This window comes from Desulfobaculum sp. (genome assembly GCF_054921475.1).
This window is the reverse complement of sequence record NZ_JBUDSW010000089.1, coordinates 1-12,879: the sequence shown is the minus strand read 5'-3', so window position 1 is coordinate 12,879 and position 12,879 is coordinate 1. Positions and strand designations below refer to the sequence as shown.

At 61.3% G+C, this 12,879-nt stretch carries 16 protein-coding genes; 1 reads left to right on the top strand and 15 read right to left on the bottom strand.

Annotated elements, in window-relative coordinates; all coding sequences use genetic code 11:
• Window positions 1-187: 187 nt before the first annotated feature.
• The 10 genes from ilvC to ACY69P_RS07660 form a co-directional block, all read right to left on the bottom strand.
• Window positions 188-1,177, bottom strand: coding sequence for a ketol-acid reductoisomerase (ilvC, locus tag ACY69P_RS07705; protein ID WP_462327064.1), 990 nt, complete (start codon window positions 1,175-1,177; stop codon window positions 188-190).
• A 132-nt stretch (window positions 1,178-1,309) separates the two neighbouring features.
• A complete protein-coding gene (gene ilvN / locus ACY69P_RS07700; RefSeq protein WP_462327063.1) occupies window positions 1,310-1,789 on the bottom strand; it encodes an acetolactate synthase small subunit in 480 nt (159 codons plus the stop codon).
• A 9-nt stretch (window positions 1,790-1,798) separates the two neighbouring features.
• Entirely contained in the window at window positions 1,799-3,496 is a 1,698-nt protein-coding gene (ilvB, locus tag ACY69P_RS07695) for a biosynthetic-type acetolactate synthase large subunit (RefSeq protein ID WP_462327062.1), read from the bottom strand.
• Window position 3,497: 1 nt separating this feature from the next.
• Entirely contained in the window at window positions 3,498-3,725 is a 228-nt protein-coding gene (locus ACY69P_RS07690; protein WP_459901844.1) for a DUF465 domain-containing protein, read from the bottom strand.
• 46 nt (window positions 3,726-3,771) lie between these two features.
• Window positions 3,772-4,065, bottom strand: a complete 294-nt coding sequence (locus tag ACY69P_RS07685; RefSeq protein ID WP_462327061.1) for a DUF167 domain-containing protein — start codon at window positions 4,063-4,065, stop codon at window positions 3,772-3,774.
• 28 nt (window positions 4,066-4,093) lie between these two features.
• Complete coding sequence (locus ACY69P_RS07680) at window positions 4,094-4,600, bottom strand: DivIVA domain-containing protein (RefSeq protein ID WP_404845590.1); 507 nt, start codon at window positions 4,598-4,600, stop codon at window positions 4,094-4,096.
• A gap of 15 nt (window positions 4,601-4,615) precedes the next feature.
• Window positions 4,616-4,900, bottom strand: a complete 285-nt coding sequence (locus ACY69P_RS07675) for a YggT family protein (protein WP_404845539.1) — start codon at window positions 4,898-4,900, stop codon at window positions 4,616-4,618.
• Between the two features lie 99 nt (window positions 4,901-4,999).
• Entirely contained in the window at window positions 5,000-5,707 is a 708-nt protein-coding gene (locus ACY69P_RS07670; protein WP_462327060.1) for an HAD family hydrolase, read from the bottom strand.
• A gap of 103 nt (window positions 5,708-5,810) precedes the next feature.
• Complete coding sequence (locus tag ACY69P_RS07665) at window positions 5,811-6,650, bottom strand: hypothetical protein (protein WP_462327059.1); 840 nt, start codon at window positions 6,648-6,650, stop codon at window positions 5,811-5,813.
• 19 nt (window positions 6,651-6,669) lie between these two features.
• Window positions 6,670-7,083, bottom strand: a complete 414-nt coding sequence (locus ACY69P_RS07660) for a hypothetical protein (RefSeq protein ID WP_404845536.1) — start codon at window positions 7,081-7,083, stop codon at window positions 6,670-6,672.
• A 183-nt stretch (window positions 7,084-7,266) separates the two neighbouring features.
• Here ACY69P_RS07660 and tatA point away from each other — a divergent pair, with 183 nt between their 5' ends.
• Complete coding sequence (gene tatA / locus ACY69P_RS07655; protein WP_404845535.1) at window positions 7,267-7,464, top strand: twin-arginine translocase TatA/TatE family subunit; 198 nt, start codon at window positions 7,267-7,269, stop codon at window positions 7,462-7,464.
• 451 nt (window positions 7,465-7,915) lie between these two features.
• Here tatA and ACY69P_RS07650 read toward each other — a convergent pair whose 3' ends face one another.
• The 5 genes from ACY69P_RS07650 to ACY69P_RS07630 form a co-directional block, all read right to left on the bottom strand.
• On the bottom strand, window positions 7,916-8,491 hold the full coding sequence (locus tag ACY69P_RS07650; protein WP_459901848.1) for a CDP-alcohol phosphatidyltransferase family protein: 576 nt from the start codon (window positions 8,489-8,491) through the stop codon (window positions 7,916-7,918).
• A 93-nt stretch (window positions 8,492-8,584) separates the two neighbouring features.
• On the bottom strand, window positions 8,585-9,427 hold the full coding sequence (locus ACY69P_RS07645) for a hypothetical protein (RefSeq protein ID WP_462327058.1): 843 nt from the start codon (window positions 9,425-9,427) through the stop codon (window positions 8,585-8,587).
• A 199-nt stretch (window positions 9,428-9,626) separates the two neighbouring features.
• The gene (locus ACY69P_RS07640; protein ID WP_462327057.1) at window positions 9,627-10,814 is read right to left on the bottom strand and encodes an S-layer homology domain-containing protein; all 1,188 of its coding nucleotides are present in this window, start codon (window positions 10,812-10,814) and stop codon (window positions 9,627-9,629) included.
• 36 nt (window positions 10,815-10,850) lie between these two features.
• Window positions 10,851-11,786, bottom strand: a complete 936-nt coding sequence (locus ACY69P_RS07635) for a hypothetical protein (protein WP_462327056.1) — start codon at window positions 11,784-11,786, stop codon at window positions 10,851-10,853.
• An 89-nt stretch (window positions 11,787-11,875) separates the two neighbouring features.
• Window positions 11,876-12,784: a tetratricopeptide repeat protein gene (locus ACY69P_RS07630; RefSeq protein ID WP_462327055.1), complete on the bottom strand. Its 909-nt coding sequence runs from the start codon at window positions 12,782-12,784 to the stop codon at window positions 11,876-11,878.
• Window positions 12,785-12,879 lie beyond the last annotated feature (95 nt).

The following is a 12,879-nucleotide window of genomic DNA, read 5'->3' as shown; positions in this document are numbered from 1 at the left end:
CACCATATGGGGATTCTTAAGGGAATCATTCCCTTAAGTCGCCGAAGGCAAAAAAGCCCCGCACAAGCACCGCCCGCCGCCACAAGGACCTCCCGCCTCGCAAAAGGAAAAAAGGCCGCGCTTCGTGCGAAGCGCGGCCTTGGTGCAGTCGGAGTCAATGCGGGGAGGCGTCTTGCGTAGCGCGTCGCTATTTCTTGAGCCAGGACATCATGTCGCGCAGTTTTGCGCCAACTTTTTCAATGTCGTGGTCAGCGGTCTGCTTGCGCATGGCGTGCATCTGCGCCTGCCCGGCGAGGTTCTCAAGGATGAATTCCTTGGCGAAGCGGCCGTCCTGAATTTCGGCGAGGCACTTTTTCATCTCGACTTTGGTGTCGTCGGTAACGATGCGCGGTCCGCGGGTGAAGTCGCCGTACTCGGCGGTATCGGAAATGGAGTGGCGCATGTTGGCGAGGCCGCCCTCGTAGATGAGGTCGACGATGAGCTTCACTTCGTGCAGGCACTCGAAGTAGGCAACTTCGGGCTGATAGCCAGCCTCGACGAGGGTCTCGAAGCCCTTCTGAATGAGCTGGGTCAGGCCGCCGCAAAGGACGACCTGTTCACCGAAGAGGTCGGTTTCGGTCTCTTCCTTGAAGGTAGTTTCCATCACGCCGGAGCGAGCGCCGCCGACGCCCTTGGCGTACGCGAGGGCGATGTCCTTGGCTTTGCCGGAGGCATCCTGATGCACGGCGTAAAGGCAAGGAACACCGCCGCCTTCGGTGTAGACGCGGCGGACGAGATGGCCGGGGCCCTTGGGGGCGACCATGACGACGTCCACGTCTGCGGGCGGAACAATCTGGCCGTAATGGATGTTGAAACCGTGGGCGAAGAACAGGACGTTGCCGGGCTTGAGATTCGGCAGAATGTCGTTCTGGTAAACCTTGGCCTGCACCTGATCGGGCAGAAGAATCATGATGACGTCGGCCTTGGCCGCGGCGTCAGCGGCGGACATGGGCTCGAAGCCGTGTTCTTTGGCAAGCTCGTAGTTGGCGCCACCGGGACGCTGGCCGATGATGACATCAAGGCCGGAGTCGCGGAGGTTCTGGGCGTGTGCGTGGCCCTGGCTGCCATAGCCGATGACGGCGATGGTTTTGCCTTTCAGGAGCTCAAGGTTTGCGTCCTGCTCGTAGTAGATCTGCATTGGTATCCTCTTTTTCCGTTTTGCGTTTGTTCCCCTATTCGGAGACGAGAAATCAGCCACCGGCACCCCCCGGCGACTGATTCCGTAAAATCAAAGGACGTTGGGCTGGTCCTCCCAGCCCAAGTGGGGAGGTTACTGCATGCTCCGCCGCATGGCAACCGTTCCTGTGCGGGCAATTTCCTTAATCCCAAATCGCTGGAGCATATTCAGGATGGCGCGAACCTTGTCCGTGGTGCCGGTGGCCTCAATGGTCATTTCGTCGGGGCTGACGTCTACGACCTTGCAGCGGAATATGTCGGTAATTCGTAGTATCTCCGCGCGGCTGGACTCGGCGGCGTTGACCTTGAGGAGGATCATTTCGCGTTCGACGGCGGTGTGCTCCGACATATCCACCACTTTAATAACGGTGACCAGCTTGCGCAGTTGCTTGATGATTTGCTCAATGATGGCGTCTTCGCCAACGGTGGCAATGGTCATGAGTGAAACGCCGGGTTCGAGGGTTGGGCCAACGTTGAGGGACTCGATATTAAAGCCCCTGCCGCTGAACAGCCCGGACACACGGGAGAGCACACCGGGTTCATTTTCCACCAGAATACTGAGTACGTGTCGCATCCGTTCCCCCTAGACCAACAGCATTTCGTTCAGCGATGCGCCCGCCGGAACCATGGGATACACATTTTCCTCCTTGGAGACGGCAATGTCCACAACCACGGTCTTGGGCAGCGCGAGGGCTTCCTCAAGCACGGGGCGCAGCTCGCCCGGCTTGGTGATGCGGTAGCCCGACGCACCGTAGGACTCGGCAAGGCGCACAAAGTCCGGGGCGTAGTCCATGCAGGTGGAGCAGTAATTCTTGGCGTAGAAGAGTTCCTGCCACTGCCGCACCATGCCCAGATAACCATTGTTCAGGATGAGGATCTTGATGGGCAGTCCGTAGCAGACGGCGGTTGCCATCTCTTGAATATTCATCTGGATGGAGCCGTCACCGGCAATATCGAGAACGAGTTCGCCGGGGAAGGCGACCTGAGCGCCTATGGCTGCGGGAAACCCGAAGCCCATAGTGCCCAGGCCGCCGGATGTGAGCAGTGTCCGCGGGCGGCGATAGCGGAAAAACTGCGCCGCCCACATCTGGTTTTGTCCCACTTCTGTGGTGACAATGGCGTTGCCGCCGGTAATGTCATACAGCGTTTCCACAACCTGCTGCGGCTTGATGTCTGCACCATCCTTGCCGTTGTAGGTCAGCGGATGCCGTTTGGCCCAGTCCGAGACGCGCTCCAGCCATGGACCGTGCTCTTCCAGAACCTCCTCGGCGATGATACCGGCTTCAACTTCTTTTTTCAGGGCATTCAGCGTCGCGGCGCAGTCGGCCACGATGGGAACATCCACAAGCACATTCTTGCGGATGGACGTTGGGTCAACGTCGATATGGATAATCTTAGCATTCGAGGCGAATGTGGAGAGCTTGCCTGTTACGCGGTCATCAAAGCGCGCTCCCACGGCGATGAGCAGGTCGCATTCCTGCACCGCACGGTTGGCGGCGTAGGTCCCGTGCATGCCCAGCATGCCGAGGAACAACTCATCATCACCGGGAAACGCCCCAAGGCCCATCAGCGTGGTAGTGACCGGAATACGCATTTTGCGCGCCAGCCACGTCAACTCTTCGTGCGCATTGGAGCTGATGACACCGCCGCCAACGTACAACAACGGGCGCTGCGCCTCTCGCACAAGCTCAAAGGCGCGCACAAGCTGTTTTCTGTTTGGCTCGACGGTGGGCTTGTAGCTCCGCATGCAGCAGGTTTCGGGATAGGAGAATTCCGTCTTGGCCTGCATCACGTCCTTGGGCAAGTCGACGAGCACCGGACCGGGACGACCGGTACGGGCGAGGTAGAAGGCCTCTTTGATAACGCGCGCAAGGTCGCGGACGTCTTTGACGAGGTAGTTATGCTTGGTGCATGGGCGGGTGATGCCCACGATGTCGACTTCCTGAAAGGCGTCGTTACCGATGAGGTTGGACGGAACCTGCCCGGTGAAGATAACCACGGGGATGGAGTCCATATAGGCATTGGCGATGCCGGTCACGGTGTTGGTGGCACCGGGACCGGACGTAACGAGGCACACGCCGACCTTGCCAGTCGCACGGGCGTAGCCGTCCGCGGCATGGATCGCGCCCTGCTCATGGCGGACGAGATAGTGCGTGATTTCAGGATGGTTAGGGATTTCATCGTAAATGTCGATGACAGCCCCACCGGGAAAGCCAAAAATGCTTTCCACGTTTTCCTGTTTCATACTCTCCAGCAGAATCTGCGCCCCGGTCAGCTCCATATCAGCCCTCCGCTGTGGCCCGGTCTATGATGCTCTGCAACTTGGTCTTGCCAGCAAGCTTTTTCTTTTTCAGGTCCTTTATAACTCGCATTTCTTCGGGTGAGTGGTAGGCTTTCTTCTCAAGCTTTTCGAGCTGCTTTTCATAAAGCTGATGCTCTTCCCAGAGAATCTTGACTTCAGAATTGTTTTCAGCAAGCCTCGTGATCAATTCATGATCCTTCCTTTCCATGAGCCTACTCCTTTTGACTTATGGTTCCTATCGTCTCCTCCGAGGCCTACTGTGGCCAAGGGGGTTCGGATCCTGCTTCAACAATCACTGTCTTCCGTCGGCTTTTTTCGCCTTTTTCAATGTGTACGCGGCCCTTTTTTACGCCAAGCTCGGCGGCGATGAACGCCGTGAGGGCTTTGTTGGCCTTGTTCTCGACGGCTGGGGCCATCAGGCGGACCTTGAGGCAACCGTCGTGGATGCCCTCCACGGTGCTCTTTTTGGCCCCGGGCTGCACCCAGATGGACAGCGCCCAGCTTTCGTCAGAGACCTTACGCACATATACCGGAAGCGAATCTTCCAAACCGTTCCCCGATACGCAAAAAGGCGGACTAAGCGCCCGCCTTTTTGATAAACTTGAGTTTCTGCTCAGCAGCGTCGAGCGATTCTTCTTCCTCCTTGTCGAGCTCCAACATGCGTAGGTGCGCGTCAAGTATGGACCGAAGCTTTACTTCGAACTGCGTGCGCTGTTTCTTCAGTTCCGAGATGTCGCCGTGGATTTGCGCAAGGCGGTTGTGCGCCTGATTAAGGAGCACTTCGCCCTTGGCGTTGGCGGCGTCGATGATAAGCTGGGCTTCCTTCTGCGCGGTGGCTTTCATGTCGTCCACCATGCGCTGTGTGGTTACCAGAGTGTCGCGCAGGGTCTGTTCGCGCCCCTTGTGCTCCTCCAGCGCATGCTCCAGCGAGGCAACACGGGCGTCCAGCGCCTTGTTTGCCTCGGACAGTGCGCCCAGAGAGTCCGCAACCTCCTGCAGGAAGGCATCAACCTCCGCGCAGGTGTACCCACGAAATGAACGCCCAAACGTCTTGTTGAGAACATCGATTTTAGAAACCGCCATCATGAACTCCTTTGCCTACATCATAAGCATGGGGAAATAGCCCCTGACGACGTGCTCCAAGAAGAATATGGCAAAAAGCACGACAATCGGCGAAAGGTCCACACCGCCAACAAAGACAAACGGCAGCCACTTGCGAACGCGGTAAAACACCGGCTCCGTGGCGGAACGCAGAAAACGCACAATAGGATTGTAAGGATCGGGACGCACCCACGTGATGAGTGCAGAAATGATGACAATCCACTTGTAGAGGTTCAGAACCATGAGAAGTATGTAAATCAATCCGCTTACTATCGGACCCATCTTTCCTCCGAAAAAACCTTCCGCATTTCAGCTATGCTGGGGAGTTGCGGGTTAAAGAATTGTTGGCACATCCACCCTCAACTAGCAAGGGTTATTTTTCTACGCCTCACAGTGCGGACGGGTGCACCGCGTACCAAGCACTCCGCCTTCGCGTGCGGCATGCACGATACGGCGGCGCAGGCTCCAAAAATCGCGCAGATACATCTGCGCCTGAAGCGACTCGTTACCATACGCCCAGAAGGGAACGCCAACAGCGCCAGCCACTTGTGCATCAAGCTCAGTGTCGCCAATGTACGCCATTTCATGCGGGGCAATGTTCCACGCCTCAAGAATGCGGTGCATGCCCTCGGGATGCGGCTTGGGCGCAACAACACGGGCCGTCATCACCGGGTCAAAGAACTGCGTCATGCCAAACTTTTCCAGCACCAGTTCCATGGTGTTGGTTCTGTTGGTATACACGCCCATCTTCAGCCCGGCAGCGCGCAGCGTACCGAGGAGTTCATACAGGCCGTCCTCCGGCACCATGCTGGGAATAAGCTCGGTATAGTCGATGCCCTTCCACACGGTCAGCGCCTCATCCAGCCGCCCTTCCGGGGCGATGTGGGCGATGGATTCACGAACGGCGTGGGCGTGGACGTAGTCCTCCTGCCCCTTGTCCATGGGCGGCAGTCCCATCCGGTCGAGAATCAGGTTGTAGAAGCGCATATTGAGGGCCCGCGTGTCAAACATGACGCCGTCGCAATCAAAGACGACGCCCTTGAGACCACGCAAAAAGTCCAGCCCACAAAAATCATTGCAGATAAACATGAACAATCGTCCTTGTCCGTCTTGTCGCGCGCTGGGGCGCGACGTTGTGCCGTGGCGGCAGCAAGTGCGCCGCCCGCCAGAGCTCTGTCAGATGTGGAGAAAACTACCCGCGCAGGACCACAAGCATGGTCCGGTCGCCCGCAAGCCACGCACTGCCCTCGGGGAGCTTGGCGCGCAGGGACAGCTGATAGCCGGGCGCAACCAGCAGAGCCAGTCGCTCGCCCTCAGCAAGGGGTACATCCTGCACGGCTTCGGCCAGTTCCGGCGTCGGGTCGGTAAAGGTCAGCCCCGCGTCCACCCATTCGTCAATGACGGCCTGTTCGCGGACGAAAAGCACCGTCTGTTCGGGCAAAAGGCGGAGCATAGCCTCCAGCACGGGCTTCCACACACCGTTTTCGGCGTAGGGAGCCACCTCGCCAAGCGGGGCGAACACGTCGGCATCAAGGTGATCGATCTCGTCGCGGTCGTCCGGGTCCAGCCCAACGGTTTCGTCGAACATCTCCCAAACCTTGTCCAGACCGGCATCAAGGGACGACAGCTCGCGGTAGCGCTGCTCGCGCAGCCATGCAAGGAGCAAAACGCCCTGCGCCTTGGCCGCGCCGGAAGCCGCCGCATCGTCTGCCTCGGCCTTTTCCGCGCGGGGAGCCTCCATGGCCATCAGCTCGCTGGCGATGTCCATGGTCGAACCGGTGAAGAAATCCTCGTGTGTGGCGCTGTGGGCGCGCAGGTCGCCGGGCTTTTGAAACAGTTCGGCGTAGCCTGTGGTCTGCCCCAGCCAGCCCATGGCGTCCTGCCGGGACAGGGGCAGGCCCTGCGGCATGAGGTAGCGTCCGTCTGCGGGGTCGGCCAAGCCGGGATCAAAAAACTTGATGGTGGCGGGATACTGCGCGCCTTCCGGGGCATGCATTTCCGGGAAAAAGAGAATATCGCGGGTCAATTCCATTCGTGCTCTCTCTTGCGGGTCATGATTCGTCGTCATGGGGGGCGGTATCTCGGGCGGCATTGGGCGGCAGGCGAAAGTACGTACACTGGCCCCCACACTTCGGCAGGGCCTTCAGGCACAGAAATCCCAAGGCAAAGGCGCATCCCGGCACGCTGTCGGCCTCGCCGGGGCGAAAGTCCGGACACTCGCACCCGCCCTGCGCGTAGCGCGTCAGGCGCGAATGCCAAATGCGCGAGGCCATTTCCTCATCCAGATGAAAGGCCTCGGCCCTATCAAGGAACGTATCGTATTCGGCCTCAAGGTCGACAAGCGCCTTGCACCGGAATTCATCGTGGTAGCCGGGATTCAACACCTCTTTATACATGCAGCACCCAAGACGGAAGAAGACACACTTGTCTCCGGGCAATCTGCGGACCTTGGTATCATCTCCCACGCTGCACTCCCCTCTCGCCAAAAATATCGCAAAATCGCGCCAGCCATTGCTGGCGTCCCTCAAAATCTTTCAGGTATCCTGCGAAATATCAAGCAAATTCCAAAGCCGGGCGAGGCTCCCCCGTCTTGACCTTGGTTTTCCGCGCGTGTATAGCCACTGACAATACTCACACGGAGGCATCACATGATCGGCGGATTAGGAATTTGGGAACTCCTGATTATTCTCGTAATCGTGCTGGTAATCTTCGGCGCCAAGAAACTGCCGGAAATCGGCGGTGGTATTGGTCAGGCCATTCAGAACTTTAAGAAGGCCACGTCCGAACCCAGCGAAATTGACGTAACCCCAAAAGAGGAAAAGGAAGAAGACAAGGACAAGGCCTAAGGTCGTCGTCTTCGTTTCTCTCTTTTTTCCGCGTATAAATAAAACCCGGACGACTCCACGCCGTCCGGGTTTTATTTATCCTGCCTGCTCTTTCCCGTCCAGAGCGCTGTGACGGGCCACAATCCGCCGAAAGCCTCCGCGCGCACGCTGCCTCTGCCCGGCGCAAGGCATATCTCCGGGCAGTTGCCCACGCCGCCGCGCCGCGTCCGGCGCATTTCTGCCCCGGCATGCCTCCCAAGTATGGCGCATCGTTCGCCGCGCCTCAGGCTCTGCCCCTTCGATGGGCAAAAAATCATTCCGTCGTCACATCCAGCGCGTCCGGCGCGGAGTACGGCCACTTCCGTGCACCGCGCCCGAGCCGTCCCGCCGTACACTGCCAGCCTCGCCCTTGCGCTCCACCACGCCGCAGATTCAACACCCTGTCGCCCTCCCCGGCCGCGAATGCGCCGCGCTACTCTGTGCCGTCGCCATTGGCGGGGAACAAGGAAAGGCCGCGCAGGACGTAATCTATACCCGTCAGCACGGTCAAAATCCCCACAGCATAGGTCAGAATCAGAATCGGCAGGGGCATGGCGTACCAGCCCGCATGCTGCACCAGCACCATAAAGGTGATGAGAATCTGCCCGGTGGTGTTGAGCTTGCTCATGAATGACGGACGAATCTCGTCATGGATGTCCACACCCCAAAACGTCAGCAGGGCCAGTCCGCCCACGATAATAAGGTCGCGGCTGATAACCAGCACCACCAGCCACGAGGGCACCCACTCCGCAACGCCCATGCACAAAAATGCCGCCGTCAGCAGCACTTTGTCCGCCAAGGGGTCCAGCATGGCCCCAAGGTGGGTGCGCTGATGCAGCACACGCGCAAGCAGCCCGTCCGCCGCGTCCGTCACGCCCGCCAGTGTAAAAAAGGCGCACGCCACGTCCACACGGCCGTTCAAAAAGGCCATCACGAATCCCGGTGTCAGCAGGATGCGCAGGACGGTGAGTATATTGGGAATGGTCCAGTTGCTCTGGTAAAACGGCATAGCCTTCCCCGATTATGAAATGGTGAATACGGGCGCCCGCTTTCGTCGCGGACGCCCATATACGACAACTCATTCATAATACAGGGAATCAGATTAAGGCAAGGCGTCAAAGCTATAGGAAAGCCCACGGGGAGGGAGATATTCGTCGAGACGTGCCTTCAGCGCCTCGCGGTCGAGTGTAGCCACGCGCCATGTGGCGGCAATGCCGTCTGGCAGCATATGCACTTCGGTGAGGTCGGCGGATTCCAGCGCCTTGTCCCACGAGCGCAGCTCCGCATCAAAGGCCTTGGCGCCGTCGGGAGCGTACCAGCCCTGAATGATGAGCGTCAGGGACGAGACCAGCCCGGCGTCGGCACCGGGGCGGGTAAAGAAATGGCCCCACAGGCGGTCCCACATGAGGGTCAGGTCCTTGTCGGCCTCAATCCAGAAGTCGTCGTCCTGACTCAGGCGGCCGGTCCAGACGCCTTCGGCGTCGCGGCTGATTTGCAAAAGCGGAGACGCCCCGCTGCGCACGCGAACGCCGGTAAAGCGCTGCAAACGGCCAAGGTCGTCCCACGCATCGGATGCGCCATCCGTCAGGTGAATGTCAAAGGCCTGCGGCGTGGCGACGGTGTAGAACACGCCAAGGCGCTTGAGTTCCTTTTTCAGGGCGGGGCGGTTGACCGTGACATCAAGGCGCAGGGTCTTCATGGTGCCCTGCTCGTCCTCGGTGACATCAAGGCCGCGTTCGGAGTAGCTGAGCACGTAGTCCCATGCCTTATCCAAAAGCCGCTGACGGAGCATATTCACACGCTCCTCGTCCAGCTCGCCGGGCAGGAGCGACAGGGCATCCTGCACCACGGCGCGGCCAAGCCCGGCCTGCAACGCGCCGGAGCGGCTGGTGATGACGGCGTCCTCCGCATCTGGCCGCCACGCGACGCTGACCTCGCCAGCCATGGCGGGGCCACTCCACATAGCGGCCGCGAACAGGGCCGCACACAACAGGATTCCAAGTAAAGTGCGATGATACTTCATGACCGATGTCGATTACACCCTTTCGTGTTGAATGAAAAGCGGCGCGGCAGCGGAAGGTTCCGTAGCCGCGCCGTATGATTTTTGTGAAAGACTCGCCCCGCACTGCGGGGCCTCTAAAGCGCTATTCAAAGAGCCGCAGTTCGTGCCGCAGGCGCTGCACCGCGCCTAGGGCCTCCACGCCGGACAGCCGCCCAAGGGGACGGAACGCGCCGGTGCGGATATCGGCCTGCATCACGCCGCGCGTGGTGCACAGCATAATGGCGTTAAAGGCCGAATGGTCGCCGCGCACATCCGGGAAATGGCTCTCCTGCCCGATGTAGCGGGTGGCGAGGGCCTTGTCGCCCGTGGCGCGTACGACGATGTCCTCAAACACCATGGCCGCCTCCGCGCGGGTCACCGTCGCCTGCGGGCGGAAGGTGCGGTCCGGATACAGGTCCAGCCCCTTCACGCCGTAATGGAGCACCTTTTCGATGTCCGCGCGCAGGGGGTGGCCGTCGATGTCGCGCACTGCGGCCTCAACGTCAAGGGCCACGGCGGCGCGGCTTTGGTCCGGCGTCTGGAAGGACTTGTCCATAACGCTCTGCGTACGGGAGTAGAACCGCTTCACGCGAAGCTCCTCCACCAGCAGCGCGGCAAGGTCGGCGCGGGTGATGGTCCGCAGCAGGGCAATGCGCTTGCCCACCACGGTACCGGGCGCGGCGCGATTCGCCGCCTGCACCACTTCCCAACGGGCGCGGGCGCGCTCCTCGTAGCCGTGCTTCATCTCCAGCACGCGGTGGAACATCACCTCGGCGGCGCGCAGTTCCAGCGCGTCCACATACGCCTCGCCCGTCCAGTAGTACAGGGCGGCATTCTCCGGGGCGATTTCCGAGGCGTCGGCAAACACGTCGTCCACGCCTTCGATAAAGTCGTCCCGGTCCATCCGGCCTACGGCGTAGAGCGCGGCGCGGGAGCGGATGTCCAGAATGTACGGCCACAGCTGGACCGCAACGGGCATGTCGTCGTCCACTTCGTCGTAGGCGTCGTCGATGGAGTCTTCGGCGGCGTCCTCGTCGCCGGACAGCGCGGCAAGGTAGCCCATCCCGGCAAGGGCGGGCGGATATTCATCGTCAATCTGCAGCGCCAGCTCAAACTGCACGGTGGCGCCGGTGATGTCGCCCTCGTCCAGCAGTTCAATGCCGTTGTTGAAATGGTGCAAAGGGCTGTCCCACATGCCCGAGGGCGTGCGCGCATCCTTGCCGCCGCAACCGGCCAGCGCAAGGGCGGCCACCGCCAGAAGACAGGCCAAAACGCGTCGATATTTCGTCATAATGATTCCCCGGTATACTCGGTGAGCAGTAGCGGTTTAGTCGAGAACGAGCACCACGTGGCACTGGGCGAGGTACTTCCACTTGCCGTTGGTGGCGCGGATATCCTCGGCCGCGGCATTGGCGATGACCACATCGGTCCCGGCCTTGCCGGACACGCGAATCGCCTTCACCACGCGCGGATTCTCGCCCGCACGGCGGGCCACGGCGCCGCCTTCCGGCTCCTTGGCGTACCCGGCCATGCCCTGCTTGATGGCGTAGCCGCGCTTGACGGCGGCAGTGCCGTACACCTCGCGCCCGTCCTCGTCCAAAATGCGGGGGCTCATGGCCGGACGCAGGCCCAGCCCGCGCGCATCCACCACCAGCCCGGTGACGGGGCGCGCGTCCACTGCGGCCTTGGCCTCGGCCATGGGGTCGGCTTCGGCTGTGGCATTCTCCGCTTGGGCCGCCTCTGCGGGCGCCTGCGGCTCAGCCACGGCGGGCGCGGGACGCTGAATGTTGAACTCCGACGCCTTGGGCAGAATAACGTCTGCCACACCGCCGCGCAGCCGCAGCCCCACGGTCACCTCCACGGAGCCGTCGGACATATAGGCCGTGTCCAAAATTTGGGAATTCTGCAAATAGCCGCGCAAATGCGCCACCACAACGTCGCTGGCGACCATGAAGTTCTCCACCGTGGTGGTGGAGTCAATCTGCACTCCCTTGAGGAGTTCCAGCAGATTGCGCCGCGCAATGACCGTTGCCGCGCGCAGCGCCATGCCGCGCAGCTGCGCCTGATTCGCCCCGCTCTCCGGCGGCGCGCCAATACCCTTTGCCGTGATGAGGCCGGTCTGCCAATTCACGGAGCCTTTTTCCGCTTCCTGCACGTAGGGCGCGCCCTGCGTCGTCTGTGTGGTCTGCTGCGCCATCGCCACAGAGGCCACAAGACATACCACCAGCGCCGCCATCGTTAAGGCCCATGCCATCCGTCTCATACGATGCTCTCCTCGATTGCTGTTCGCCCCGTAGGACCCTCTCCTGCGCGGCGCATGGTTCCAACAAAATAAATACCTTGCGGCCGGGTTCAGCGCAAGTGGTGCCGCGCCGCCCTATTCTCCGGGTCCCATTCCAGCACCCGGCCCCACAATCTGCGCTCCTCAGCGGTGTTTCCCGCCTCCTGCGCGGCAATGGCGTCTCGCGTGAGCGTTGCCGCCATGCTGGTGCGCGCCTCCTCGGCGGCGCGTCCGCCAAGGCCGGCGGCGCGCGTCCACGCGGCCTCGGCCCCGGCCCGGTCGCCACGGTTCAGGCGCACCCAGCCAAGCTCCACAAGAGCCATGCCGTAACGCGGACGAAGGGCCAGAGCGCGTTCAAACGCCAATTCCGCATTGGCGGCTAGGCCCAGCCCCCGGTAGGCCACCCCCAAGCGGTACTGCGCCTCCGGGTCGCCGCCAAGACGCATGGCCGCCTGCCCCGCCCGCGTGAAATAACGCACCGCGCCGTCCCGGTCCCGCGCCGAGGCATGCACCACGCCCAGAAAATACAGCGCGTCCGGATTTGCGGCGTCGCGCTCCAGCACCGCGCCAAACGCGCGCCGCGCCGCGCCGGGCCGCCCGGCCTCAAGGGCCAAAACGCCCCGCCATATCAACGCAAACAGGTTTCCTTCATCCAGCGCCAGCACGCGGGTAAACATGCGCCCCGCCTCAGTGAAGCGCTTTTGCCGTGCGAGGGCCGCGCCAAGCTGGTTCATGGCAAACACGCTGTGCGGGTCCGCCTCCACTGCGCGGCGCAAATACTGCTCCGCCTCCTGCACATTGCCGTCATAAAGCGCCTGCGAACCGGCCAGAACCAGCGCGTCCACACCAGCCGGGGCTTCTGCCTCCGGCCCGGCCCACGCCGCATGCGTATACCACAGTGCGGCGCACAGCACCGCAAGCACGGCGACACCGCGCCGCACACGGCCTTGGCTGTTCGTCCGCGCGCCTTGCCGCGTCATCCCGCCACCTCCTGCGCGCTAAGGGCGACCACGGCCTCGGCCACGGCCACACCAATGCGCCGCTGCATGGCGGCGTCCGCAAGCAGGCGCTCCTC